17 protein-coding genes and 10 pseudogenes are annotated in these 24315 nt (G+C 58.0%); 7 read left to right on the top strand and 20 right to left on the bottom strand.

All coding sequences use genetic code 11. The features are described from left to right. Positions 1-293 precede the first annotated feature (293 nt). Together KJQ96_RS35295 and KJQ96_RS35290 are read right to left on the bottom strand one after the other, a co-directional pair. The gene (locus tag KJQ96_RS35295; protein ID WP_213290800.1) at positions 294-995 is read right to left on the bottom strand and encodes a GntR family transcriptional regulator; all 702 of its coding nucleotides are present in this window, start codon (positions 993-995) and stop codon (positions 294-296) included. Positions 996-1170: 175 nt separating this feature from the next. Further along, positions 1171-1528 (bottom strand): annotated as a pseudogene (locus tag KJQ96_RS35290) (transposase domain-containing protein); the annotation flags it as partial. Between the two features lie 48 nt (positions 1529-1576). Here KJQ96_RS35290 and KJQ96_RS35285 point away from each other — a divergent pair. After that, positions 1577-2042: pseudogene (locus KJQ96_RS35285) on the top strand (transposase); the annotation flags it as partial. A gap of 85 nt (positions 2043-2127) precedes the next feature. Continuing rightward, positions 2128-2343 carry a hypothetical protein gene (locus KJQ96_RS40810; protein ID WP_249734916.1) on the top strand — a complete coding sequence of 72 codons (216 nt, stop codon included), beginning with the start codon at positions 2128-2130 and terminating at the stop codon, positions 2341-2343. A gap of 117 nt (positions 2344-2460) precedes the next feature. On the opposite strand, the pseudogene KJQ96_RS35275 reads toward KJQ96_RS40810, so the two are convergent. The 4 genes and pseudogenes from KJQ96_RS35275 to KJQ96_RS35255 all read right to left on the bottom strand — a co-directional run bounded on the left by KJQ96_RS35275 (position 2461) and on the right by KJQ96_RS35255 (position 8050). Continuing rightward, positions 2461-3199, bottom strand: a pseudogene (locus KJQ96_RS35275) (amino acid ABC transporter ATP-binding protein). Between the two features lie 224 nt (positions 3200-3423). Next, positions 3424-4489 (bottom strand): annotated as a pseudogene (locus KJQ96_RS35270) (IS5 family transposase); the annotation flags it as partial. Positions 4490-4823: 334 nt separating this feature from the next. Further along, positions 4824-6413 carry an NAD(P)/FAD-dependent oxidoreductase gene (locus KJQ96_RS35260; RefSeq protein ID WP_213290797.1) on the bottom strand — a complete coding sequence of 530 codons (1590 nt, stop codon included), beginning with the start codon at positions 6411-6413 and terminating at the stop codon, positions 4824-4826. Positions 6414-7675: 1262 nt separating this feature from the next. Beyond that, a complete protein-coding gene (locus tag KJQ96_RS35255; RefSeq protein ID WP_249734915.1) occupies positions 7676-8050 on the bottom strand; it encodes a GntR family transcriptional regulator in 375 nt (124 codons plus the stop codon). Positions 8051-8208: 158 nt separating this feature from the next. Between KJQ96_RS35255 and KJQ96_RS35250 the strand changes: the two genes are divergently transcribed. The 3 genes and pseudogenes from KJQ96_RS35250 to KJQ96_RS42330 form a co-directional block, all read left to right on the top strand. After that, the gene (locus tag KJQ96_RS35250; protein ID WP_249734913.1) at positions 8209-9501 is read left to right on the top strand and encodes an aspartate aminotransferase family protein; all 1293 of its coding nucleotides are present in this window, start codon (positions 8209-8211) and stop codon (positions 9499-9501) included. Between the two features lie 309 nt (positions 9502-9810). After that, a complete protein-coding gene (locus tag KJQ96_RS35245; protein ID WP_213290796.1) occupies positions 9811-10032 on the top strand; it encodes a hypothetical protein in 222 nt (73 codons plus the stop codon). Positions 10033-10053: 21 nt separating this feature from the next. Further along, positions 10054-10128: pseudogene (locus KJQ96_RS42330) on the top strand (hypothetical protein); the annotation flags it as partial. 297 nt (positions 10129-10425) lie between these two features. Here the strand turns inward: KJQ96_RS42330 and KJQ96_RS42325 are convergent. Together KJQ96_RS42325 and KJQ96_RS35225 are read right to left on the bottom strand one after the other, a co-directional pair. Then, positions 10426-10684: pseudogene (locus tag KJQ96_RS42325) on the bottom strand (DUF2274 domain-containing protein). Then, positions 10681-11160 (bottom strand): annotated as a pseudogene (locus KJQ96_RS35225) (TrbI/VirB10 family protein); the annotation flags it as partial. The pseudogenes KJQ96_RS35225 and KJQ96_RS42325, both read right to left, overlap by 4 nt. An 11-nt stretch (positions 11161-11171) precedes the next feature. Here KJQ96_RS35225 and KJQ96_RS35220 point away from each other — a divergent pair. Beyond that, positions 11172-11381, top strand: a pseudogene (locus KJQ96_RS35220) (integrase); the annotation flags it as partial. Positions 11382-11852: 471 nt separating this feature from the next. Here KJQ96_RS35220 and KJQ96_RS35210 read toward each other — a convergent pair. The 10 genes and pseudogenes from KJQ96_RS35210 to KJQ96_RS35170 all read right to left on the bottom strand — a co-directional run bounded on the left by KJQ96_RS35210 (position 11853) and on the right by KJQ96_RS35170 (position 21243). After that, positions 11853-12811 (bottom strand): annotated as a pseudogene (locus KJQ96_RS35210) (2-hydroxyacid dehydrogenase). 59 nt (positions 12812-12870) lie between these two features. After that, positions 12871-13662: a shikimate dehydrogenase gene (locus tag KJQ96_RS35205; protein WP_213290795.1), complete on the bottom strand. Its 792-nt coding sequence runs from the start codon at positions 13660-13662 to the stop codon at positions 12871-12873. Next, positions 13653-13973 carry a hypothetical protein gene (locus KJQ96_RS35200; RefSeq protein WP_213290794.1) on the bottom strand — a complete coding sequence of 107 codons (321 nt, stop codon included), beginning with the start codon at positions 13971-13973 and terminating at the stop codon, positions 13653-13655. Before KJQ96_RS35200 ends, KJQ96_RS35205 begins: the two co-directional genes overlap by 10 nt. Positions 13974-14029: 56 nt before the next feature. Next, a complete protein-coding gene (locus KJQ96_RS35195) occupies positions 14030-14806 on the bottom strand; it encodes an SDR family oxidoreductase (RefSeq protein ID WP_213290793.1) in 777 nt (258 codons plus the stop codon). A 523-nt stretch (positions 14807-15329) separates the two neighbouring features. Further along, positions 15330-16031 (bottom strand): ABC transporter ATP-binding protein, encoded by a 702-nt coding sequence (locus KJQ96_RS35190; protein ID WP_213290792.1) that lies wholly within the window; start codon positions 16029-16031, stop codon positions 15330-15332. After that, positions 16025-16798, bottom strand: a complete 774-nt coding sequence (locus KJQ96_RS35185; RefSeq protein ID WP_309142519.1) for an ABC transporter ATP-binding protein — start codon at positions 16796-16798, stop codon at positions 16025-16027. The genes KJQ96_RS35190 and KJQ96_RS35185 overlap by 7 nt, the downstream gene beginning before the upstream one ends. Beyond that, complete coding sequence (locus KJQ96_RS40805; protein ID WP_309142517.1) at positions 16798-18096, bottom strand: branched-chain amino acid ABC transporter permease; 1299 nt, start codon at positions 18094-18096, stop codon at positions 16798-16800. The genes KJQ96_RS35185 and KJQ96_RS40805 overlap by 1 nt, the downstream gene beginning before the upstream one ends. Positions 18097-18098: 2 nt before the next feature. Continuing rightward, a complete protein-coding gene (locus tag KJQ96_RS35180) occupies positions 18099-19040 on the bottom strand; it encodes a branched-chain amino acid ABC transporter permease (protein ID WP_213290790.1) in 942 nt (313 codons plus the stop codon). A gap of 95 nt (positions 19041-19135) precedes the next feature. After that, positions 19136-20404: an ABC transporter substrate-binding protein gene (locus tag KJQ96_RS35175; protein ID WP_213290789.1), complete on the bottom strand. Its 1269-nt coding sequence runs from the start codon at positions 20402-20404 to the stop codon at positions 19136-19138. Between the two features lie 317 nt (positions 20405-20721). Then, on the bottom strand, positions 20722-21243 hold the full coding sequence (locus KJQ96_RS35170; protein ID WP_249734912.1) for a substrate-binding domain-containing protein: 522 nt from the start codon (positions 21241-21243) through the stop codon (positions 20722-20724). 218 nt (positions 21244-21461) lie between these two features. Between KJQ96_RS35170 and KJQ96_RS35165 the strand changes: the two are divergent. Then, positions 21462-22343 (top strand): annotated as a pseudogene (locus KJQ96_RS35165) (IS630 family transposase); the annotation flags it as partial. A gap of 79 nt (positions 22344-22422) precedes the next feature. Here KJQ96_RS35165 and KJQ96_RS35155 read toward each other — a convergent pair. Then, positions 22423-23370 (bottom strand): CmcJ/NvfI family oxidoreductase, encoded by a 948-nt coding sequence (locus KJQ96_RS35155; RefSeq protein ID WP_249734910.1) that lies wholly within the window; start codon positions 23368-23370, stop codon positions 22423-22425. Positions 23371-23489: 119 nt separating this feature from the next. After that, complete coding sequence (locus KJQ96_RS35150) at positions 23490-23867, bottom strand: hypothetical protein (protein WP_213290785.1); 378 nt, start codon at positions 23865-23867, stop codon at positions 23490-23492. Between the last annotated feature and the right edge of the window lie 448 nt (positions 23868-24315).

Genomic DNA, 24315 nt, shown 5'->3' with positions numbered 1-24315 from the left:
CGCCATTATCAAGATAAAACTGCCTTCCCAAAGCTAACTGGACAGGCTCCTAGCGGCCTTGACCACGCCCGATCACCGGCCTGTCGGCTTGGCAAGCGCGCCTGGCGCACCGGAACGGCGCACGCACAAGCTATGTGCGGCGTGATACGACCTCCCCGTTTGCCGCGCTCGACCTTGTTGCGATGGCTTCTGACATGAGAAACGAAATGTCGGCCCTAACACCTGTCGACAAAAACGGCATGCTGAGAATTCTACGGGGATTGGGAAACGTCACTGCTCCGCGGCTCAAAACCTTATGGGCATCGCGCTTGCTTGGACAGAACGAGCTTGCTCAAACGGCGGTACCCATCGCGTAAATCCTTCTCGATCGCCGCGCGCACAGCTGCACCGTCTTGGCGCTTCAGTCCGCCAATAGCCCGTTCGTGGTTTCTTACTCCCCGGCGATCAATTGCAGAATCGGGATAGAGATCGTTCATCGACGGCCCGATGCGCAACCACTGCGATTCGATCAGGGCGACCAGGCGAGGCATTTCGGCCGCCCCGTAGAGACGGAAATGGAAGGCCTTGTTGAAGCGAAGCACATCAGCGTATCGCGATTTGTCCATCGCCTTGTTAATGCGGTTTTGCGTCTCTTCAAGAAATGAAATGTCGCTGTCTTTAATATGGGCGGCGGCTTCGAAGGCTGCCAGGCCTTCGAGCGCTAGCCGGATCTTCGTCACTTCGTCTAGGGTAGCAATCGTGAGTTCCGGCACGACTACCGTCTTCGGTCCCAGATTGACGAGGGCGCCCTCACCGATCAGACGAACAATGGCGTCTCGGACAGGGGTGGTGCTCACCCCAAGCGCCTGCGCCACTGAACGCACGGTCAGCTTGCTCCCCTGGACAAACTGTCCGCTAATGATGGATTCTTTCAGCGAGGAATAAGCAAGTTCACCCAGACTGGCTTGCCGGTCGATAAACGTAAGAGGAGCTGCAATGTCCACATCGTTTGCCATCAAATACTCTGTCAGGTCGAAGCTGCTTGTTATATCAAACGCCATGATACAAAACTAGTCCCAATCTGCGCAAAGATGAGCATCTCGCCGGGCGCATCAGCGCTCTTGGTGCTTTGTCGGACCTGAGCCTGTGGAAATGTCCTGCCAATCGCGCAACTGGAACCTGCGTCGGCAGTCATCGGGTTTCTGCCCGCAACGTATGCACTCTGTCGGTGCCGAAAGAACATGTGCGCCACGCCGCACGATTTCTTACGGGTAAGCGGCAAGCTGAGGCCGTGAGGCGGCGTGGTCTCCATGGCATAAGCGCGTCGATTTCGCTACTCGGCCAGCCGTTGGCGATACACCGAAGTATTAGCGTGAGCCAAGCGAACGGGTCGCAGCGTTGCGATGGTTGCTGACGCGCGGCAACGCGTGCGTCGGGCTTGACCGCGCGCGGTCTTCTCGACCTGCCAGAGCTTTGCCGCCCGCTCGATCGTCGTCGTTGCCACTCTCGAGCTCCGTTGCAGCTCGTAGAACTTGCGTCTGCTGTGCGCCTTATGTCGAGCTCGACATAAGAGCCATGCACGGCGCCCGTTCTCGCGTTCTTTGCCATGGTCAACATTGAAGAGAATGCGCAACGAAAGGCTGCGGGCAAAAAGGGAAGGCCTTTGGTCGAGGACCTTAGTCTATATGCACGAGCAACTCGCCAAGCTCTCCCGTGGGCACGACCTGGCCAAGGCGTTCAACTACATCCTGAAGCGCTGGGCGAGCTTCACTGTCTTTCCTGAAGAGGGGCGGGTTTGCCTCTCAAACAATGCCGCCGAGCTCGCCTAAGAGGCATCGCACTTGGCCGAAAGGCCTGGTTGTTCTGCGGCTATGACCGCGGCGGGCGGCACGCGGCGACCATGTACAGCCTGATCATCACGGCCGAAAACGAACGGCATCGATCCGCAGGCCTAGCTCACCGACGTCCTTGCCCGCATCGCCACTCATCCGGCCCATCGGCTGGACCAGCTTCTGCCCTGGAATTGGAGGCCGGCATCAGCGATCCCCGCACGAGCTGCGTAACCATGCACGTCAGCAAGGTTCATTACGTTACTACTATCAACCGTATTGCCGGGGATCGTGGTAAGACGAAGATTGGCTCCGAGACGTGGCCAATAAAATGGAGATAGAAGACGGCGCCGTCTGCGTCTATGGCGTCCGAGAACATGGCATCCAGGCCTTCACGGACTTCGGAATCGAAAATCTGATCAAGCTTGTCTGGATGTACAAGGAAAGCCCCGGGGGCTACTTAAGCGCTGGCCGCCAGAATAATCCGATGAGCTTGCGGCCCGATACGTTCTTCTCAAACGGGGCGTGTTTGTAAGTGGCTTGATTTGTGTGGTGGGCGCACAGGGCTCAAACCTGGACCCGCCGATTAGGAGTTAGACCGCTTACGCGATCGGAGAAGCGCGAATTGGTCCAGGTCGCATGCTACTCTGTCTCAGTGTAGGATCTGGCTAAGGAAGAGCTTGGTGCGCTTGTGCTGTGGGTTCTTGAAGAACTCGTTCGGCTTGTTCATCTCTACGATCTGGCCGGCGTCTATGAATATCACGCGATCGCCGACCTGGCGAGCGAAGCCCATTTCATGGGTGAACGCAGAGCATGGTCATGCCCTCCTCCGCGAGCGAGACCATGGTGTCGCGGACCTCCTTGACCATTTCGGGGCAAGCGCCGAGGTCGGCTCATCGAACAGCATGATCTTCGGGTTCATGCATAGCGAGCGGGCAATCGCCACACGCTGCTGCTGGCCACCCGAGAGTTGGCCGGGATATTTTGCCCGCCTGCTCCGGAATCTTGACACGATGCAGATAGTGCATCGCGACCTCCTCGGCGGCCTTCTTGTGCATTCTCTTCACCCATATTGGCGCAAGCGTGAGGTTCTCCAGGATAGTCAGATGCGGGAACAGATTGAAACGCTGGAAGAGCATGCCGACGTCGCGGCGGATCTCGTGGATTTTCTTGAGACCGTTGGTGGGTTCAGTGCCATCGACGATGATCTGCCCCTTCTGGTGCTCCTCTAGCCGGTTAATGCAGCGGATCATCGTCGACTTGCCGGATCCCGAGGCGCCGCAGATCACCAGCTTCTCGCCACGCGCGACCCTCAGGTTCACATCCCGTAGGACGTGAAAATCGCCATACCACTTGTTGACGTCGATCATTTCAACAGACAGGATTGACATTGCGTCTCACATTTGACGAGCTGAATCGAATCTATTCCTATCGCATACCTGCTCAATCGATGAGCTTTCTCATTGCTGAAAGCCATTCAGATCTATGTTTAGTTGTCTAAGCTAGATGCGACGGTTCTTGGATCGAAAGGATCCGCAGGCAATCACCGAGCAGGCTCACAGGGTGCTGAGGGCGTCACAGCGTTCGGAGACTGAATGCGGTCTCTAGTCGTCCGTTAAGAAGCCGATCTGAGTGTTGATTGAACGGCGATGGCTGCGATGAGCGCAGTGAGGAAGAGGCGCCAAAAATTCCTCAGCCAGGTGAGGATGCGGCGGAAGTTGTGGCCGACGGCTGAGAGGACGACGTTGGCGGCATCGCCGGCGCGGCCTTTGAGGTAGCAGCGGCCGAGGTGGCCTTCGGCCTTCAGGTGTCCGATGATGGGCTCGATGGCGGAGCGGCGGCGCAGCTCGCGCTTGATGACACCGAAGACACCGCGCTTCTGGCCTGAGATGAAGACACGACGGGGATTTTGAGCGTCGTGGCCGCGGTATCCCTTGTCGACATAGGCCCTCTCGATCGGACAGCCGGTGAGTGTCTCGGTGCGGTCAATGACGTCCCGCAAGGTGTGACCGTCGTAGGGGTTGTCGGGCATCGCCCTAGCGTGCAGCACGAACAAGCCACCGGGAGCCCGGCGGTTGTTGGTGACGATGGAGGCCTTCACGCCGAACTCGTAAGGCGCAGCGGCCTTGCCTTTGCCGATGCACTCCACCTCCGGGGCATGGAAGGAATAAAGCTTCCAGCCGCGCTGGCGCTGCTGCTGCGAGCGGATCTGCACGGCGCGGCCGAGCGGAAGTGCGAACGCCTCCTCGAGAGTCGTCTGTCCTTCGATCTTGCGGCGGATATCGCGGATGATCCGGGCCCAGCCGGCTGCGCAGGATGCGCAACTGTCGCCGATGCCGCTTGAACTGCTTGGCATGGGCATAGCGCCCGGCCATCATCGCCGCGGCCTTGGCGATCCGCAGGTAGGATTGCCGCAACCGCACGCCGTGCTTGCTCGCCAGGCGATTCAGTCCCCGGATCGCCGCATGCAACAGCTTGGCGTCGGTCGGGAAGGTGATGGCCTTCGGCTGCACCGTGGTGTCGACCGTGACCCGTTTGAGGTCGTTGCTGCGCAAGGCGCCGGCGCCGTGCGCCACCCGCAGGCTCTCGGCCAGCAGCAGCTCCAGCTTCTCGCCGAGCCGCTTGCGCCAGTGGCTCAGGTCAGAGCGCTCGTGCGGGAAGGCGTGCTGGAAGAACTCCTCTAAACTAGCTAGGCCGGTCGTGCTTGGCGTTGCACCGCCACAATACCCCGTATTCCCCCCTTGGGGCACCAGCCCGATGCTATGATCCCGGCTCAGTTTGACAATTTCGACGACTTCTTCCGTGCTGCTGGGACGAAGAATCGCGCAAGCCGTACCGGTGAGCAGGTCTCGCTGATCGGTGAGGTATCGTCCCATTAAGGCCGGATCGGTCACCACAGCGCCATGACCAAGACGTTCGGCTATTTTTCGCAGAAATCGGAACGTGCCATCGTATCGATCTTTCCTTGGGAGCTCTGAAAGCTTATCAAGCATCCCGGGTGTTGCGTCCGTCAACTCAACCAAAGATATAATTTGGAAAGCCGGAATCTTTTTCTTCATTGCAGGCAGCGAGATAGGAGGGAACTCCTCCTGCATAGATCATGAATACGCGAGCCTTGCCTTCGATGTTCGAGCCGTTCCACCAGGATTTCGCCTTCATGTAGAGTGTGCGGTGAGCCAGCTCTGCGAGGTTTTCAACCCAGCGGTCCTGTGCTTCCGATGAGGGCTCAACCGTCGAGTAGCCGTGATCGCCAGCGAAGCTGATGATATCCGCGATAAAGCCCACGTTTTGTTCGATCGAAGTAACTGCGTTGCTGCGGCCAATCGGACTGCCGGGACCCGACACCAAGAATAGATTTGGGAATCCAGAGACACCAAGACCGAAGAGGCTTCGTGGACCGCCTTTCCAATGCTGGGACAGATTTTCGGCAAGCGCGCCGCGTATATTCACCTTCGCTACTGAGCCTGTGATTGCATCGAATCCGGTGGCGAATATGAACGTATCGACTTCAACAAACTTCTGGCTGGTTCTGATGCCGTTCGGAAATATCTCGACTATGGGCTCTTCCTTGAGAGCTACCAAGTGGACGTTTGGTCGGTTGAAAGCGTCGTAGTAGCTATCCTCAAGGCAGACTCTTTTGGTGCCGATCGGGAATTCGTTCGGAAGGAGCTTCCGGGCGGTTTCAGGGTCGTGGACGCGTGCTCTGATCTTCGAGCGGACAAACTCGGCGATCGTGTCGTTCGCCTTCTGGTTCGTCAGAAAATCATTGTAGGCCATCATAATTTGAAAGCCACCAAGAGCCCAACGGCGCTCGTATTCTTGTCGTCGCTCGTCATCGGTAACCGAGAGAGCGGAGACATCGTTGAAATCCCCGAATACGCCGGTTGGAAGCTCGCGAGCACGCGACCGCCGCTCCAGGTAATTGGCTTTCCACTCGCGATCCATTTCCGGCGTGAGAGGCTGATTGCGCATGGGAAGCGCGTAGTTCGCAGTACGCTGGAATACCGTAAGATCCGCGGCATATTTGGCTACTTCCGAGATCACCTGAATGCCGGTGGATCCAGTTCCGACGACGGCGACTTTCTTGCCCGTGAAGTCGATCGGTTCTTGGGGCCATTGTGCGGTGTGCAGGACTTTTCCCGCAAAGCTGTCGAGCCCGGTAATGTCGGGCACGTTCGGCATAGTGAGGGAGCCGGTCGCCAGCACGAGAAACTGGGCTGAGAATCCCTCGCCAGTCGTTGTCCGCACGAGCCAGCGCTTGGTTTTGAAATCGAAGTCGGCGGCTTCGACACTCGTATTCAGACGGATTCCGTCGCGCAGCCCGAAGCGCTCAACAACATGCTCGATATATGAAAGAATCTCGGCCCTCGACGCATATCGCTCGGTCCATCGCCATTCCTGCTGCAGATCGTTGTCGAAAGAATATGAATACTGCAAGCTCTCGACATCGCAACGGGCGCCTGGATAGCGATTCTTGTACCAGACGCCCCCCACTCCGCCGCTCTCGTCCACGATTTGCGCGCTCCGGCCCGCCAACTTCATTCGGTGGAGCATATACAAACCCGCGAAACCCGCACCGACGATCAGCACATCAAGAGGCTTCATGATACTATTCCAATCCTACTTGGGGGAGGGAGACTTGCGCATGAGACGATGGTGCGCATTTTGGCTGCTCTGGAGCCGAAGCCGTTGTTAGCGCGACTTCACGGCAATCGCTTCAACTTCGACGAGGAGGTCGGGGCGTGCGAGGCCCGAGACGAGAACCAGTCGAGGCGTTCTTTGCGCCCATCATCGCTCTGGTTCGGGGGCCGTGAAGCAATCGTCGAGATCTTCTAGGCCAGTGCGGTCTGCGCTCCGACGCCTTCCGGCAGCGGAGCTGCCGGCATCAACGCCGCCCTGTCCCGCAATATATAGAGTGTTCGAACGTCACCCGGGACCTCCACGCTGGCATGATGTCGCGTGGGGAAGGTTCTGGCTTGGCGAATTGTTATCATCATCATCATTCTCGGATTTGATATTTGGTGTATCAAATTTTTTTTGTTAGTCAACTCGGTCGTTGACTGTCCCAGACTTGCAGCCCGAGGGCGTCCGCTGCCTGAAGTTGACTGACGCCAGAAGGGCAGCCGCGCGAGCGGAAAGGCGATCGCTGCCAACCCACCGGCCAAAGAGAGCCACCAACCGGTGGCCGAACTGAACCCAGACACGGGGCCAGGGGAGACTGAGGCCGCGGTTCGACAGAAAGCCGCCTGCCCAAAGAAGAAACGCCGTCGCGCGTTGGGCATATGCATATGCAGCAGAATGATGTACCAAAACATCAACCGCAGCAGGATCGGCATGTTGCGGAAGAGATCGATGTAGCACCGAGCCCATAATGCCACCAGCTGATGCTTCGAGAGCCGAGCAAGGCCGACACACAGTCCCAACATCGTAGCGCCCCAGGAGCGCACCGGAAACCGTCAACGTATTGAGCACGCCCGCGAGCAGCGCTCGCATAGTTGTCGACATAGGGCTGACCGGCGATGGGAATCGCGGCCGGCTGAAACAGGAAAGTATTTGATGCAACAAAAAAAATGATCAGCCGAGACATAAGGTACCTCCGGCCGTAGCCCATCCGGATCTCGTTCTCTATGCCGCTATGGACGGTTTTGCCGTCCCGGTTGCGGAGCCTGCTCAGAATCAGAATCCAGTTGTGATAGGCGATGCTCGTAGCCATTGCGATTCGATCATCAGCCACTAACGACAGCATCTGGCTGCGGCCGTAGATCGGGAAATAAACTGCCTGTTGAGCGCAAGGGCCTCCTGATAGCGCCGCTTATTCGAGCGCGGAATTTGTGCCCAATTGAAGCTGCTCCGGGAATGAGATGTCCTCATCGGAAATGCGCCTGGTCCCTTCTTCGGCGCGCCACCTCCTCCAGAACAAGACGGATTTTGATCGATTCTTTAAGTAGGCGCGTGTGAGCTGAGGTATCACGACGGTCTTGAGACCGAGATTTGACGAGGGCTCCTTCCGCGATCAGCCTGTTAGCAGCACCCCGTGCGGGGGTTGTACTGACACCTAGCGCCTCAGCCACCGAACGAACTGTCAGTTTCGCCCCGAGCGGAAAGCGTCCTCGGATGATCCAGTCGCGAAGCAGCTCGTAGGCGAGTCCCCTAAGTTGTTCTGGCGGATCAGCAGCTCGGCTGGGATGCCGAATTTGCCTGATTTGGTCTGTTTTTCTTGGCCGCGTTTTGGGGCGCTTCATGAGACCTCATTGATTTCAATACGTCCGCCGTGAATCGTTACACCCCGGCGCAAAACGGCACCAAGTTGACCGCACCAATTCCGGAATCAACCAGGGCGCTTGACGCGGTCTTGCAATATGATACACCAAATATCACTACATAACTCGGAGTTCCGCTGATGAGCCTGCATTTTTCAAAATCTGAAGCCGCCATGCGGAGGGCGGAGAATGTGATCCCCGGCGGCGTCAACAGCTACGCTCGCATTGGTATGGCGCCCACTCCCCTGGTTTTTTCGAGCGCCAAGGGCGCGTATTTGTACGATATCGACGGCAACAAGCTGCTGGATTACTACCTCGGCATGGGCCCGATGATCCTTGGGCATTCGCCCGCTGCGGTCATCGACGCGGTCAAGGCCCAGCTCGATGCTGGCTTGCTATACGCCGGACAGAGCGAAATCGAATTCGAGGCTGCTCAGCTTGTTTGCAGCCTTGTGCCCGCCGCCGAACGCGTACGTTTCTCTTCCTCCGGAACGGAGGCGGTCCAAGCCGCTTTGCGCGTGGCGCGGGCGGCTACCGGGCGCACGAAGTTTCTCAAATTCGAGGGACATTATCACGGCTGGGCCGATAATGTTCTCTGGTCCAACCGACCCGGCCTGCAAGAGGCCGGCCCCCGAGAAGCGCCGATCCCAATAGCGGGGAGCGCGGGACAGGACACGGTGTTGGCGGATAGCGTTGCTATTCTGCCCTGGAACGACCTTGGGCTTCTGCGCGAGCGTCTTGCGCTCGGCGACCTCTCGGCGGTGATCATGGAGCCAGCCATGTGCAACGCGGGCGCTATCGCACCAAGGCCCGGATATCTGGAAGGTGCCTTGGACGCATGCAGGGCTAACGGCACCCTTCTGATCTTCGACGAGACCATCACCGGTTTCAGGCTGGCTCCGGGCGGAGCGCAGCAGCGCTTCGGTATCACACCCGATATTGCCACCTTTGCCAAGGCCATCGCAAACGGATTTGCTGTTTCAGCGATCACGGGTCGCGCCGACGTCATGGATCGCTTCGCGCATGGTGGCGTCATCCATGGGGGCACCTACAACGCTCAGCCGCTGGCGATGGCGGCAACGGCCGCGACGCTACGGGAGGTCTCCAAGCCCGGCTTCTACGATGTTATCGAGGAGAACGCACAAGTCCTGATGGACGGCCTACGCAAGATACTGCACGACGCCGGCATAACCGCGACCGTGACGGGATTTGGCGCCGTGGTCCATATCGGCTTCGGTCTGAAGACATTGCCGTCTGAGTGGCGCGATCTCAGTCAGATGGACCGACCACGCTATTCAGCATTTTGCCACGCCATGCTCAAGCGAGGCGTCCGATTGCTGGAGCGTGGAACGGCCTTTCTTTCCTCGGAGCATGGAAAAGCGCAGATCGAGGAGACACTCACCGCGGCCCGTGAGGCCGTCCGAGAGATCTGATCCAGAAGTTCTTGAAAATCCGAACCTGAACGACAGGAGGCTGACGGGAGGGTCGACGATGTTTTTCGCTCACCATCTTCAGATGGCAAGGCATACTTCAGATAGCCTATGGCCAAGGGGCGCCGGTGCCGCGAGGATCGAGTAATCTAGGTTTGTTGCGGATTCATGCCGACTCGGGGGACATGCCTTTCTGGGCTCCGTCACCAATCCCGCTATGATGGACGCTCCCCAACTGATCCGTTCCCTCAAGCCAATGCTGCTGGGAAAGGATCGCTTGGAAGGGGAGAAGATTCACGCCAGCTGAGGCTGATGTATCGTGTTGCGAGCTATCAAAGTATCGGTGCCGTCGACACGGCGCTTTGGGCCGAGCGGAAAGATCGCCGGCCTTCGATCCATGCTCCCATGGGTACCTATCGCACTTCGATCATGGCTTATGCCAGCTTTCAAATCTTCTCCGATGCTTCTGAAGCAGCGCAAGCAAATGAAATGACTCATTCAAGAAGAACTCCGGTCACCGGCAACTCGCTGTAAGGCTTCGACGGTGCCAGTGGAATTCGCGATCTGCGCTGGGCGATCGCCGCATCCCAGCATCGGAGCCTTCGCCAAGCGGCAGAGACGCTCAGAATCAAGCAGTCAACGCTCAGTCGCTGCCTGCGCAATCCCGAACACAAGGTGGGCAGCGCGCTGCCGATCCTCGCCTGGTGCTTCGCCATGATGTCGCGCTCGACCGGCTCCTCACATTGGTCGGTGCCGGCTGGGGTGTCCTGCTGGCACTGGAAGGCGCGACTGGCGCTACCTATCCAGGTTTCACCTTCCGAGAGGTCCACGATGCCGAGGGACGACGCGAATGTGCTTCCGCGCGTACTGGCGGCAGACCAACAGCAATCCATCGCTGCGTCCGTTCCTCGACCTGCTTCGCGAGCGCTATCCGGACCTCTCAGCCGATCCAGGTGCAGGCTGAGCAGCATTTCTGCGCGCCTTCGCAAAGGCTCGGTCGGTCGCCATGAAGCGCTCGATCATCGGCGCGAGCAATTTGGGCGGGCTCGGTCGGTGTGGTCGCGCCTCCGCTACGCGTCAGAATCTCGGGCTAGCTCTTGAGATCCCTGAAGACCGCCGCCGGCAGCTCGATCGTGAGCTTTACCGGTTTGTCGTCTTCGAGTGGTCCAAGCTTGAGCTTCCTCATCGCGCACCTTTTTGTCCGTAGGGAGCCAGCACCAAATCGCGAGTAACAATGACCCGCACCGGGAAACCTGGCCGGATGGTCAACGTCGGCTGGATGTTGAGCTGGCGCCGCACGATCTGCTGCCCGGTCTGGCTGATGCTGTTGGACGCGCCGCTGCGGATTGCTTGAACGTTCTCATTCTGGCTCGTGCCCGCCTCGGCTCCGACGCTGAGCATGGTCGAGAGGACCGCGGCCTTGAACAACATGCCCCAGTGGTTGTCGACCTCGTCCTCGAGCCTGGCATAGCCACCAGTGTCGGCACCGGGCTGGCGCTCCAGCACGAACGAACTGCCGTCGGGCATGATGATGCGGCTCCAGACCAGGAGGATACGGCTCTGACCGAACGCAACGGAGCTGTCGTACTGGCCGATCAGCTTCGCGCCCTGGGGGATCAGAAGATATTTGCCGGACGGACTGTCATAGACCGCATCCGTAATCTACGCGGTAAGCAACCCGTGACGTGCGGAAGGTCTCGCTCTGGCTCGGACACGCCAACCTGCAAAGTACCGAGGTCTACCTGCGCGCTAACCCGACCGAAAAGCTCGAAGCGCTCGCCGCCATGGTGCCGCCGATGCTGAAGCCCGGACGCTTCCGCGCGCCTGACAAGCTGCTCGCCATGCTGAGCACGGTCAAACGCAGGCCGGATTATGCGGAGTAAGATCTACGAGAAAAGCCGCGGCGGCCGCAACATTCCGCCGCGGACTCTGCATAACCGTGCGCTCCGCATAATTACGGAAGTCGACCGGCTTGGTCGCCACCATTACCCGAACCGCACCCGTTGGGCCGATCACCGGCTCGCCTTCAGCGCCTGGACGATGGCCGCGATCGTGTTTGCGTCCGCGCCGCGGCCGGCCCGGATCGTCACCCCGTCGACCTCAACCTCGATCATCCCGACATCGGCGCTCGGACTTGCATCGCGGCGCTTTGCTCGCGGGCGCCGATGCGCCCACATCCACCCCCGCCGGCACAAACTGCAATTCTTCCGCTTCAGAATGCCTGGCCGCAGCTTCTCTCAGTTGACGGCGCCAGCCAACACTCGTCCAATAATTGCAATGCAAAAATAACCTATTGCTCTTTGTTTGGGCATGCTCTCTTCGCAAAACCGGTTTCCACTTTTCCGGATCCTGCTCTAGTACCCGCGCCCGCGATCGACCACGTTCTCCAGCGCGCCGCCGGCCTCGAAGCGTTCGATCTGCTGCGCGACATATTTCGCGATCTCGTCCAGATCGCTATCGGCCGGCATTGTGCGGCGTCAGCACCACCTTCGGATGGCTCCAGAAAGGACTTTCCGGCGGCAGCGGTTCGGTCTCGAAGACGTCGAGCGAGGCGGCTCCCAACGTGCCGTCTCGAGCGCCCGCAAGATCCCGGCCTCATCCTGCAATCCGCCGCGGCCGGCATTGATCAGGCCCGGCGCGCGGATCGGGCTGCTGCGGTTCAGTTTGGCAAAGAGGTCGCGGTTGAGGACGTGCCGCGTGTCCGGCGTCAGCGGCAGCAGGCAGACCAGAATGTTGGTCTCTCGCAGGAAGGCGCCAAGCTGCCGGCAAAGCGCTCGACGCCGTGAACCTCCTTGGCGCTGCGGCTCCAGCCGACAACGCGAAAGCCGATCGCCCGTAGCATCCGCGCCGCGTCGGTCCCTAGCGTGCCGATTCCCATGATGCCTACGGTGATCGCGCCCGGCCGCCCACTGATAGCTTGGTGCCCAGCGTTTCTCGCGCTGCGACTCGCGCAAGCACATTTCCTGCCGGTGATGCATCAGCACATACAGCGTCACATAGTCCGTCATCCGGCCGGTGAGATCTGAAGCCGCGACGCGGACCAGCGGCACGTTGGGCAAGGAGGCATCCGCCATCAACGCGTCGACGCCGGCACCAAGATTAAAGATCACGCGCAAATTCGGAAGCGTCGCAAGCTTACCCGGCCGCGGCTTCCAGACCGCCGCGTACTGCACTTCAGAGGGATCGTTGCTTCTATCGGGCAATACCAGCACACGGCCCTGTTACGGCAGACTTCGTCGAACCGGTTCTTCCATCGTGCCGACCGGTTTTCGGCGCCGCCATGCAACAGCAGCCCCAGCGCGCCTTTTGTCATTTCTGTACCACAAATATTAGTATGACCTTCGTCAAATGTCGGATAGAACGAGTCGCACACTATATACCAAGAAAGTCGGCTATCTCGCCGACTTGCCCCTTGAGCATATGAATGCCCCGATGAATGCGGCAGCCCTTGGCCTCAGCGGCATGAAGAAATGATGTCGTATCCGGCATCATGATGACTTCGGCAGCAACTTGCCCGGGCTTCAGCTCATCGACATCGATCGGCAAAGGATCGCTTTCGCGCAATCCCAGGGACGTACCGTTCACAACGATATCTGCGGCGCTGACATCATGGGTTGAGCCCAAGACACACTTGCCGGGATAGATCGTGTTGATCTGATCGACCAATGCGAGGGCCTTGTCTTGGGAGCGATTAGCGACTGCTATGCGGGCAGCGCCCGCGTCGGCTAGAGCGGCGACAATGGCCTTCGCCGCCCCACCCGCTCCTTGAATATAAACGCTTGCGCCAGCGGGATCGAGCGACTGAGATTTCAGTCCGGCCACAAATCCCAGGCCATCAAACGTTTCACCTTCCCAAGCCCCATCAGACGTTTTACGCACCGCATTCACCGAACCTGAGATCTTAGCCATCGGTCCCAAGCGATCGCACAGCGCCAACGTGGCCTCCTTGTGAGGGATTGTCAGGGTGAAGCCCGGCAGGTTACGCCATGCTTTGAGGCCCGCCACAAATGTCGGTAGATCGGCAGGTCGGACATGAAATGGAACGAAGACTGCCCCGCTCCCCCGGTCGGCTATGATCTCATTCATTGCGTGCGGCGTTCTTACCTGAGCGATGGGATCGGCGATAATGCCATAGATCTTCGTGTTGCCGTCGATTACGCGCACGCGTCATACCTCCAACCATTGGCGCCGGACATCCTCACGAGAGCGTAGCTCGTTGGGCGTACCTTCATAACGATCTTGCCGTGGCTCGTGATGGTTACGCGACCGCTGATCTCGAGCGCAACCGTAAGCTTCTGCTCGACGAGAACAATACCGACGCCGCGGCACTGCACTAAAGACCTGCTTCGCCGCCAAAACTGTTTTGCAATTTTGGCGCGATGACCGAAGGCGACGGTAACACCGCGACGGGCAAAAGCAGCTGCAAGTTCGGCGACGGTTGGCGTAATCGTTGGATGCTTCAATACGGTTCTCATAGTTTGATCCGGATTTGGTGCCGCCAAGGGGCACCGGAACTCCGGCGGGCTCCTGCTTAGCGCAACGTCTCCTGGTTGCCGCATAGGCTGAGCGATTGGCCCGAAATGGTCCTGCCTGCATCAGAGACTAGGAACTGGATCATCTCCGCAATTTCCTGGGGCGGAATCATGCGCCGCAAGGAGACCAGCTTGAGCCATTGCCGCTCCATCTCGTCATACGGCAAGTTCTCCGCTTCTGCTTTCGCCGCAATGACGCGCTTTATTCGCTCGCCGTCAACGACTCCCGGCATGATGGCATTGACGCGCACGCCCTCCGGACCGGCCTCAATCGCCAACGATTTCATCAGTCCGACCAATGCCCACTTTGATGCGGAATAAGGAGTGCGGAGTGCGAAGCCGAGTCGCCCGGCTGTTGACGAAATAAAGATCACCGATCCGTCACGCTGCTTCCGTAAGTGCGGAACGACGACCTTGCAGGCGACAAAATGACTCTCAACGTTCACACGAAAGACATTGCTCCAATCGGAAATATCCACGTCTTCGATACGCGCTGTTGGGCCCGAAATGCCGGCATTATTCACAAGAGCGTCGATTCCACTGAAACGCTCAATCGCGCTTTCTAGAAAGCGCGTTTGCATAGCTGCGTTGCCCACATCGACGACTTCACTGTAGATTCCGGGGAACTCCTTGCGGAGGCGCTCGATACCTTCCTCAGAAATGTCACAGGTCGCGACTTCGGCTCCAGCAGCGACAAATTGCCTGATCACGGCTTGTCCAATACCGCCCGCTCCAGCCGTAATGATGACGCGCTTCCCCTTAACCGCAGTACGCATGTTTCAAGCCTCCTCGCGAGCCGCCCACTCTTCCACACGTCGACGAATTGTTAAGAACGAGTGCGCCCATCTTCACATTGGCCAGTTCAACGACCGCCCCGCCGCTCTTGACGCGGACCTTGACGTTGCAGTCGACGATTCGTTTTGTCGGCACCAGAACCTTCATCGATACTCGTTCGTTCAACTCTAATTGGGTTCGTCGGATGGCAGCGCCGACGCTTCACGTGGCCTCGAAAACCTCCGCAGCGCACGTTTTGCCTTGAACGCACATCCCCCACGACGACACCATGCATAACGATGACCTCACGCGGCTTCCCTGTGCAGTACGATGACAATGAAGCCTGGACGATTCTGTCACGCCTTAAGTCCCGCGATAACGTATCCGGACTATCTGCGCCAACATGGAAAGGTACGAACACCGCCCGGTTTCGGCGCTCGGCGATGGTTTTATTATCTCGGGTAAAGATACGATCAATCATGATGCCATAGTCTTCGCTATCGCCGTCCATCACGCAGACACTCATCATACCTCCAGCCACTTTCGCCGAACATCATCGCGGGCGCAGAGTTCTTGCGGGCTGCCTTCGAAGACAATTGTCCCATGCCCCATGACGGTCACGCGGTCACTGATTTCGAGTGCCACGGTAAGCTTTTGTTCGACGAGAACGACGCCGATACCGCGTCGTTTCATCTCCAAGATCAACCCTACAACCGCCTCAACAATCTTGGGTGCGAGCCCCTCCGTGGGCTCATCGATAAGAATGGCGTCGGGATTGCCCAGCAACGATCGGCACATCGTCAGCATCTGCTGCTCGCCGCCTGACAGCGCGCCAGCGGCGACGTCGCGACGGGTCGCCAGATTCGGAAAGATCGACCAGAATTCATCGGGATGCCACGTGGCGACGGCATTTGGTCGCCGTTGGATCCCCAGCGTCATATTCTCGCGGACCGTCAAGTTGTGAAACACAAGCCGCTCTTCGGGAACGTAGGACAGACCCGCGCGAACGATTTGATACGTCTCGAGGTTAGCGACAGAACAGCCATTGAGGGTGACTTCGCCGGCGGTGGGCTTTACGATCCTCAGCAGCGCCTGCATCATCGTTGAGCGCCCGGATCCGTTGCGACCGACGAGGCTTACGATTTCACCGCCGCTCAAATCGAAGTCGACCCCGTTAAGGACGCTCGTGCCATTGTAGCCCGCCCTGAGACCATGTACGCTTAACATGCCGCCGCTTCCTGACCGAGATACGCTTCCTGCACTTCCGCATTTCGCTTGACCTCCGCTGGAGTATCGCTGGCGATGATCTGGCCATGTACAAGCACCGACATACGGTCGGCGAGCGAGAAGACCACGTCCAAGTCGTGCTCTACGATCAGAAGCGTCCGCCCTTCCGTGACGGTCCGGATTAAAGAGGTCGCATATTCTGCCTCTTCCCGGGACATGCCTGCGGTCGGTTCATCGAGGAGTATGACCCGAGGATCTGTCGCCAAGGTGAGCCCGAGCTCGAGGGCGCGTTGATCGGAATATGCCAAGTTGCCGGCCAGTTCGGATGCGACGCGCTCAAGCCGAACAAGGCGAAGCAGGCGGTCGGCCTCTTCATTTGCCTTTCTGAGTCGGTTGGCTGTGGACAGAATATTGAAGCGCACGCCGTAGCGGGCGAACGCGCCGATACGTAGGTTCTCAAAGGTCGTAAGACGCGGAAAGATGCTTGTAATCTGGAAGGATCTGGCCAGCCCCCGTCGATTGACCTCTGCGGGTTCGAGACCATTTATGACGGTCCCGTTCAAAAGAATCTCGCCAGAGGTCGGCGCAAAAGCCGCCGACAGGAGATTGAACATCGTAGACTTGCCAGCGCCGTTCGGGCCGATCAAGGCATGTCTCTCTCCCTGCCGTATGTCGATGTTGACCCCACGAATGATTTCAGTGGAACCAAACGACTTTCGCACGTTGCGTGCAGCGAGTGCGATTTCATCGCAACTATTGGACTTGATCACCGAAGGCCGTCCTTCTTCTGGCCTATCGTAAGCCAAGTGGTCCTTGCTCGTTTTGCTGCAGCTAAAACGCCGAAGAGCGAGAGGACAAACACCGCGACGGCCGCGAACCAAAGCGGCTTGGACGTTGCGCTGAATGTCCATTCAAATAGCGTTATCGTCCCATCGGGAGTGAGTCCGACGATGGGCGACGTGCCCATCAAGCGATAACTTACTTCGGCCATCCAGACGCCGCTCAGCACGAGACCAGCACATCCGGAGAGAAATACAGCGTAGTCCGCGATAAGCAGGCGCCAACACGTCAGACTGAGCTTGACATGTCGCGAGATGAAGCCGGCCAAGCCCTCTGGAGCGAACATCATAACGATAACGAAGATGACACCCATATAGAGAAGCCAGAGGCGAGAGGCGTTCGAGGCCAGTTCCGAGAACAGCGTCAGTCCCATGCCTCCCGCAATAGGGCCTAAAAAGACATCAGCTCCTCCCAAAAAAGTATGCATGACAGGCATCGCTGAATTGGCTCCTGCGAATAACTCGAAGCTGGCACTCTCCATCGCGAAAGCGATCAAGCCGCCGGCAAGGCCTGACACCGCGGCGGACAGCGAAAAGATCACCGTTTTTACTGCGTGCGTACGGTAGCCCAGGAATCGGAGACGCTTCTCGTTATCGCCAATGGCAAGCGCGATTTGCCCCAGAGGAGTGGCAGAGAACCAGCGCAGCAACACAAGACCAAAAAGGCACCAGATCAGAACGACAATGTAAACCTCTCCAACCATACCAAATGTGAGACCAGCCCACGGCATCCGCATCGACGACAAGCCCGATTCACCACCGAACACGGCTTCCCATTTGGGAGCGATGGAGAGTAGGAGCTCGCCAACGGCAAGTGTGATCATGGCGAAATACGTACCCCCGCGTACCGTTGCGAGGTAACCGACGACAAGCCCGATGAGCGCACCGGCAATGAGGCCCATCATCGGGATTAACGGCGTCGGAATTGACAGCACACCACGCTCCGACAGTGAGAGCGCGTGAATGACAGCGAATGCCCCGATCGCGTAATAGGCGGCATGTCCGAACGAGAGCAATCGTGCATGTGACCACAACAGATTGAACGCAAGAGCGAACAAGCCCGCGACCATCATCTTGATCGCATAATTTAGAAACACCGGCGGGATTAAAAGGGGAAGGGTAAATAGGAGAACCGTGACACCCGTTATCAAGAGTAAACCGAGGCCCGGCGCTTTCCTTGCGCTAGTCCGGTTGGAGTCCTCTATGTTCAGGTCTGTTGCAGTCACGCTCAGGTCCTTTCACCCATGAGACCGGCAGGACGCAGCAGAAGAACCATCAGCATTAACGCAAACGGCAGAGTTCCAGCGCTCGCCGAAAGTGGCACCGCGAAAATGCCTCCGATGTCCTTTCCCCAGCTACCGAAGCCGACAAAGGAGAGCGTGTCAGCGAGCGTCGTATCGACGCCGACCATAAGCGTGGTCAAGATTCCAATCATTAGAGAGGCTATGAAGGCGCCGCCCAGAGAACCCAGCCCTCCCACCACAACGACAACGAATACGATTGTTCCGATCTCGGAGGCCATGGCTGGGCTGGTGGGATAGAAAGCACCGGCGACCGCGCCGGCCAAGCCGGCCATGCCAGCACCAACGGCAAAAACCAGCAACATGACCAGCGGAACGTTGTGGCCAAGGGCCTCGACCATCATCGGCTTGTGCACGGCAGCGCGCACCACCAAGCCTATTCTAGTGAAACGAAGTATGAGGACCAGAGCGCCGAAGAAGCCTATGGAGACAAGGCCCACAAAGAGCCGATAGGCCGGGTACTCCAGTGAACCGATGCGAAAGACCGAAAAGCTAAGCGTCTCCGGGACCCTATAGCTGACAGGGTAGTAGCCAAAGAAAAACTTCACGATCTCGTCAAAGACAAAAAGAAGACCGAACGTCAGCAGCAGCTCATGCGCATGGCCATGTGCGTGGACCGAACGCAGCATGTATCGTTCGACCATTGCGCCGATGGCCGCCACAATCAAGCCGGCAACTAGGAGACCTGGGAAGAAGCCGACGCGAGCTGACAGAACATACCCCGCGTAGGCGCCAAGCATGTAGAATGCGCCGTGAGCAAAGTTGAGCACGCCCATCATGCCGAAAATCAAGGTCAGGCCTGCGGCAATCATGAAGAGCAACAAGCCGTAAATAGTGCCGTTTAGCAGAGAAATGGACAACATCTCCATTGGCGCACTCCAAGAAGTTGCGACGCGAAACTACCCTCTGTTGACACCGAATTCGCCAAATCAGCCGGCGCGTTCGGTGTCCGCGGCAAGTTGCATTAGGATGGCCGCTGCATCTTGCAGGTGCTCTGAGGCGGCACGATCGCGTCCGGCCCATCAATTTTGAGCAACGGTTTGAAACCGAACGACGAGTTCTCGACCTTAATCGCAGCGTCACGCGAAACTTTTGTGATTGCGATTGGCAGCAGCGCTTGATGATCGTCTGAGCGCATGGTCATCGTTCCGGCTGGGCTGTCCAGGGTCACCTTTTCCATGGCTTCAGCAATATTTCTCACGTCGATGGAGCCATTTGCTGGAGCGAGCTTCAGAGCTTCACCCAGGAACAGCAGGGCAAAGACCGTGTGAGCCTGATTATTGGCTAGCGTCTGTGCCTTGGTACGCTCCAGGAAGTCTTTTTGAAATGCGATGCCGCGCTCGCCGTTGGCTTCGGCATTGAAGACATCGAGAAAGATATGGCCCTCGGCGGCATCGCCTGCACTGGTGATGTTTCCCGGAACATCGAGAAACATCGTGATGAAGCGGGCCTTGAGCTTCGAGTCGGCTGATGCCCGCATAAGGCGGACAAGATCCGTTCCCCAATTGCCGGTGATTACGGCGTCCGCATTTGTTGCTGCGATCCGGGTCACGTAGGGCGTGAAGTCTTGGATGCGATTGACGTCGTGCAAGACGGCGTCGACTACCTTATAGCCGCCTTCGTTGGCGTGGCCTTTGATGGCCACGTCCATGTCGCGCCCCCAGGAATAGTCCTGGTTGATCGAGAAAACGTTGGAAGCTTGGATTTTTCGGTCGTGGATCGCCTTGGCGGCCGCGCGAAGCCGCATTTCGGCATCGAGCGCGAACTTGAAGTGATAGAAGTGGCATTTCTCCCCCGTAAGCTCGCGCGCTTCCGCAGCCGAGTTTAGATAGATAATAGGTTGCTTCGGATTGCGAAGATTGTACCGGCGCACGTCCTCGGTGATCTGGCCGGCAATTGCAGACGACGCGCCTTGCACGATAACGCGAACGCCGTCGCCGATGGCGGCCGTAACCTGCGCCGACGCGCCCGTCGGTGTGCCTTGATTGTCATATGTTAAGAGTTGAATGGGCTTACCATTGTAGCCGCCGGCAGCATTCAAGCGGTCAATGGCATATTGCGCTGCAGGCACATGGAGCGAGCCCGTGGCAGCCTGACTTCCCGACAGAGTCTCGATCACGGCGACTTTGAGCGCGGGACCGCTTTGCGCTAAGCTGGGAGCCAATCCCAGCCCTAGAGACAAGGTGGCCACCGCGGCCATACGCACGATCGTGCTGAAAGATCTTTTAGACATTGGTATCCTCCCGCAATTGGATGAATGGTGGCACACAGAGATCCGCGAGGATCGAAGACGACGATTTGAGCGCAGGAAATTCAACGCACGGCGCGTAATGGTTGACGCTGAGACCTTGGCGTTATCTTCGGGCTCAGATCGGTCCACATCACAGCGTCCGCAACGACGAAGCCCAGAGCACGCTGTCGGTTTGAGCATAAGGGCACGTCACAAGACGCCTCTCTCTTGAAACTGCTTTCTTTTATGATCGCCTCCGGCGGGGGCGGCCGAGCGTTAGACCAGCGTGCTTTAAGGATCGTCAAACCGCGGAATCCTCCCTAGGACTCGACGGCGACGAAACGATCTTCCCTTAGATCAACAACTACGCCGGCGGTCAGGTCAGGTGAGATGAAGCTGTTCGTGACAGCAATGACTGGAATGCCCTTGGCCTTCGCAGCGAGCACCTGCTTGGCCACCCCGACCGTGGAGATGGCACCGATCACGATCGCATCCGCCCCGATCGCGAGGCAGTCGTCGAATTGCGACAGCTGCTTGGGCAGATTGTCGTGTCCGCCGGCCCCATACAGATTCATGCTCATACCGAGCGCCTTTGACTGCTCGGCCATGCCATAGTCGACCGCACCCCAGAAGCTATCCTTCATGTGCGGGAACAGCACACAAATCTTGTGAGGCTTTTCGGCCTTCTCGAGCGGCGAGTATTCGATCACCTTCGGAGCGTCGGAAGAAGCATCATTCATCTGGAATGGATACCACTTCGCGTCACCGGCGGACGCCGGCGCGATTTTGGTCGCCAGGGCAAGAGCAACAGAAAGCAAGAGCAGTTCGCAGAAGTTCCTCATCAACATCCCCATGCAATGTACTGAATAGTTTTGCGCTCAAAACCCTCGGTAGTTTATGTACCAAATATGATGCACCAAACGTCGACGGAGCGCAAGCGAGCCCTTGCTGAAAGTTTCAGCACAGGCCCTTTATTGTGCACGTGCGAACAGGATGCCGGCTGTGGAGGACAGCAGGCCCTCATGACAGAAGCCCGTGGGGAAGCGAGCCGCGCCCGGGGTCGCGCTCGATCCCTGCAGCGCTGACGCTGCGAGCCAAGATCGTGTTGGCCTGCGAACGTGAGCCGAGCAACGTCGTCGTGGCGACGCGGCTTGGTGTTGGCCCCCACACGATCGGCAAATGGCGCAATCGCTTCATCGCAAATCGCATCGAGTGGCTCTACGACGAGATGCGTACCGGCAGGCCCCGCACGGTTGAGGATGAGGCTGTGGCCGAGCTGCTCACCAAGGCACTCGCTCGCAAGCCCAAAGCCACAACCCATTGGAGCGTGCGCACCATCGCCAAAGAGACGGGAATTGCCAAAAGCACTGTTCATCGCCTGTTCCAACTCTTCGGTCTACAGCCTCACCGTACCCGCAGCTTCAAACTCTCGACCGATCCCTTCTTTCTAGAGAAGCTGCGCGACGTGGTCTGGCTCTATCTCAATCCGCCTGACAAGGCCGTGGTGCTTTGCGTCGATGAGAAGAGCCAAATTCAGGCGCTCGAACGAACCCAGCCCATGCCTCCTATGGGTTCGGCTACATCGAGGGTGTCACCCACGCCTACCAGCGTCATGGCACGACCACCCCGTTTGCCGCCCTCAACGTGCTCGACGGCGAAATCATCGCTCAATGCAAACCCCGCCATCGCCACCAGGAGTTCCTCGCCCTTCTACGTCACATCGAGCTAATGTGCCGACCCAACTGGACATCCATCTCGTCGTCGACAACTACGCCACCCACAAGCATCCCAAGGTCAGGACCTGGCTTGCCCGCCGGCCGCGTTGGCACATTCACTTCACACCAACCTACGCCTCCTGGCTCAACCAGGTCGAACGCTTCTTCGCGCTATCACCCAACGCGTCATCCGGCGAGGATCGTTCGATTCCACCGCTGACCTGCTGGCGCTGACGCCATGCTACCGGTACAGCTCAACAACCGACAGGCTTATCGCTCGTTTCTGCGTAGCTCGGATCCCGCTGGTCAGACGTAGTACACGAAGAAGCGAGCCTCGATACTGTCACGGGGTTTTGCATTGGGATACGCGCGACGATTGTCAAATGCCGAGTGGGCCGCCCTCGAACTGCAATGTCCCTCCGAATCATAGCAGCTAAAGAGAATGAACTCGTCCGCAGTCATTTCCGGAAAGTAGTACCAGCGCTGAGCCGGATTGAAGTGCGCGACGCAAAGCTTGAAAGTGACGTCACGAAACGTGTAGTCTATTGCGATCAAATCGGTATCGTGAACGGAGGTGCCGTCGCAGAATGCTAAGGGGAAGTCCTGCGGCGGCGGCGATAGAGCATGCCATGTTTGAATGATCATTAATCGAGAATACGTACGCGCCTGAATGCCCTGCAGCTGGTTCTCAATAGCGGCGAGCATCGGGGCAGCGATCGGTGCGTAATCAATATGAGCCCATCGAGCCGGCTCCCTTACTCCGGGAACGGAGCTCCCGCCAGCTGAACGAACAACCACGCTTCCTCGGCGGGGCACCACCCACGATGCATTGAAGTAATTCTTGATGAGCGGAGCCATTTCTTCCAGATACCTGTCGTACATAGTCTCTGGATTACGCTCGTTTGCACAGGATATTTTGTGCTGAACTAGCGTGAAGCCCTCTCTCTCGAGCGATAGTTCGTTGACTATCGGACGCGCATTGTGAATAGTGACTTCGTAGCTGACCATAGGCGGTAGGTCGTATCCCGGCAAAAAGGCCTCGGGAGCCCTTTCGTAGGGTGTGCGTCGAACAAAGTTAATATGGCCTTCCACGCGCTCCAAATGATCGCGGTTGATTTCTGCTGTCGACGAAGCCCGATACGCATTTGCCATGGCTGCTGATATCCTTTCGTCCAGGCCGCCGCCGTTTGCAAACTTTGGCGATTGATCGCGAACTCGTCCCGGAAGAATACAGCAAAATGAACGGAGGCCCATCTACCAACTCTGAGGGGGAGCGCAAGACGAACCCGCGTCCGGTATTTGGTCAATCTTCCTTTTGGGAATCACGATACTTGATGCGCTTTCAGCACCAGCTCTTGCTTTATCGCGGGAAATCACCCTTGACGTTCCCTGACCCTGACGGGGCGCTGGAAACTTTGCCAAGCTGTGCGGCGGCTCGCTGTTGACCTTGCCCCATTGGCTTCATCCAGTTGAATTTCGTTCTGGTCCGAGACAAGATCCAAAGAGCAAGCTATCAGGATATCGAAGGAGCAGGAGCCGGCGTTTCGGCTGCCGATTTGTGCCAACAAGCACGGCACCAGCGATGCGAGCATCCACAAACGAAAAAGCCAGTTTGGCGGAATGGAGACCTCGGAGGCCGAGCGGCTGAAGACGCCAGAGGCCATACGCGGCTGAAGCGGCTTGTGATCGACGACTCTGTTTGGGACATTATCGCTCGCAAAGTAATAGAGATTGGCAACGCGGGTACTCACGACTCGCCAGATCGCCGCGCTTGCTGCGAAGGAGTTTGGAATTCCGAAGTGAGACGGCGCTTCGTTTGTCGTCTTAATCGGGAAGTATCCAAAAAGCGGCCCCAGTGGATGGGCACACGCTGCGACCGAGCTCCAGGTGCGATTGTACAACTGCTGCGGCCGGGGCAGCCGAACGAACTTGTGTGAATCACCGTCCTAATTCCAGGCGCGACTCCTTTTTATAATCGTTTATAATCGCCAAGCGAAGTTACACGGAGGCTTCACCTCCAAGCTTTGACCGATCTCGCGCTGCGTTAACCTAGTCTCGCGTAGTAGCTGCAATGCACTGCTCGTACTCTTGAAGATCATAATAAGACTGGTAAAGCGCCCCCGAATTGCTCTGGGAAGAAATGTCTGCGTATTCCGACGATCGCGACCACCCGCTACGACGGATTGTGACCACCCATTC

This window comes from Bradyrhizobium sp. sGM-13 (genome assembly GCF_018398875.1).
In the GTDB taxonomy this organism is placed as follows: Bacteria; Pseudomonadota; Alphaproteobacteria; order Rhizobiales; family Xanthobacteraceae; genus Bradyrhizobium.
This window is presented reverse-complemented; position numbering and strand designations above follow the sequence as displayed.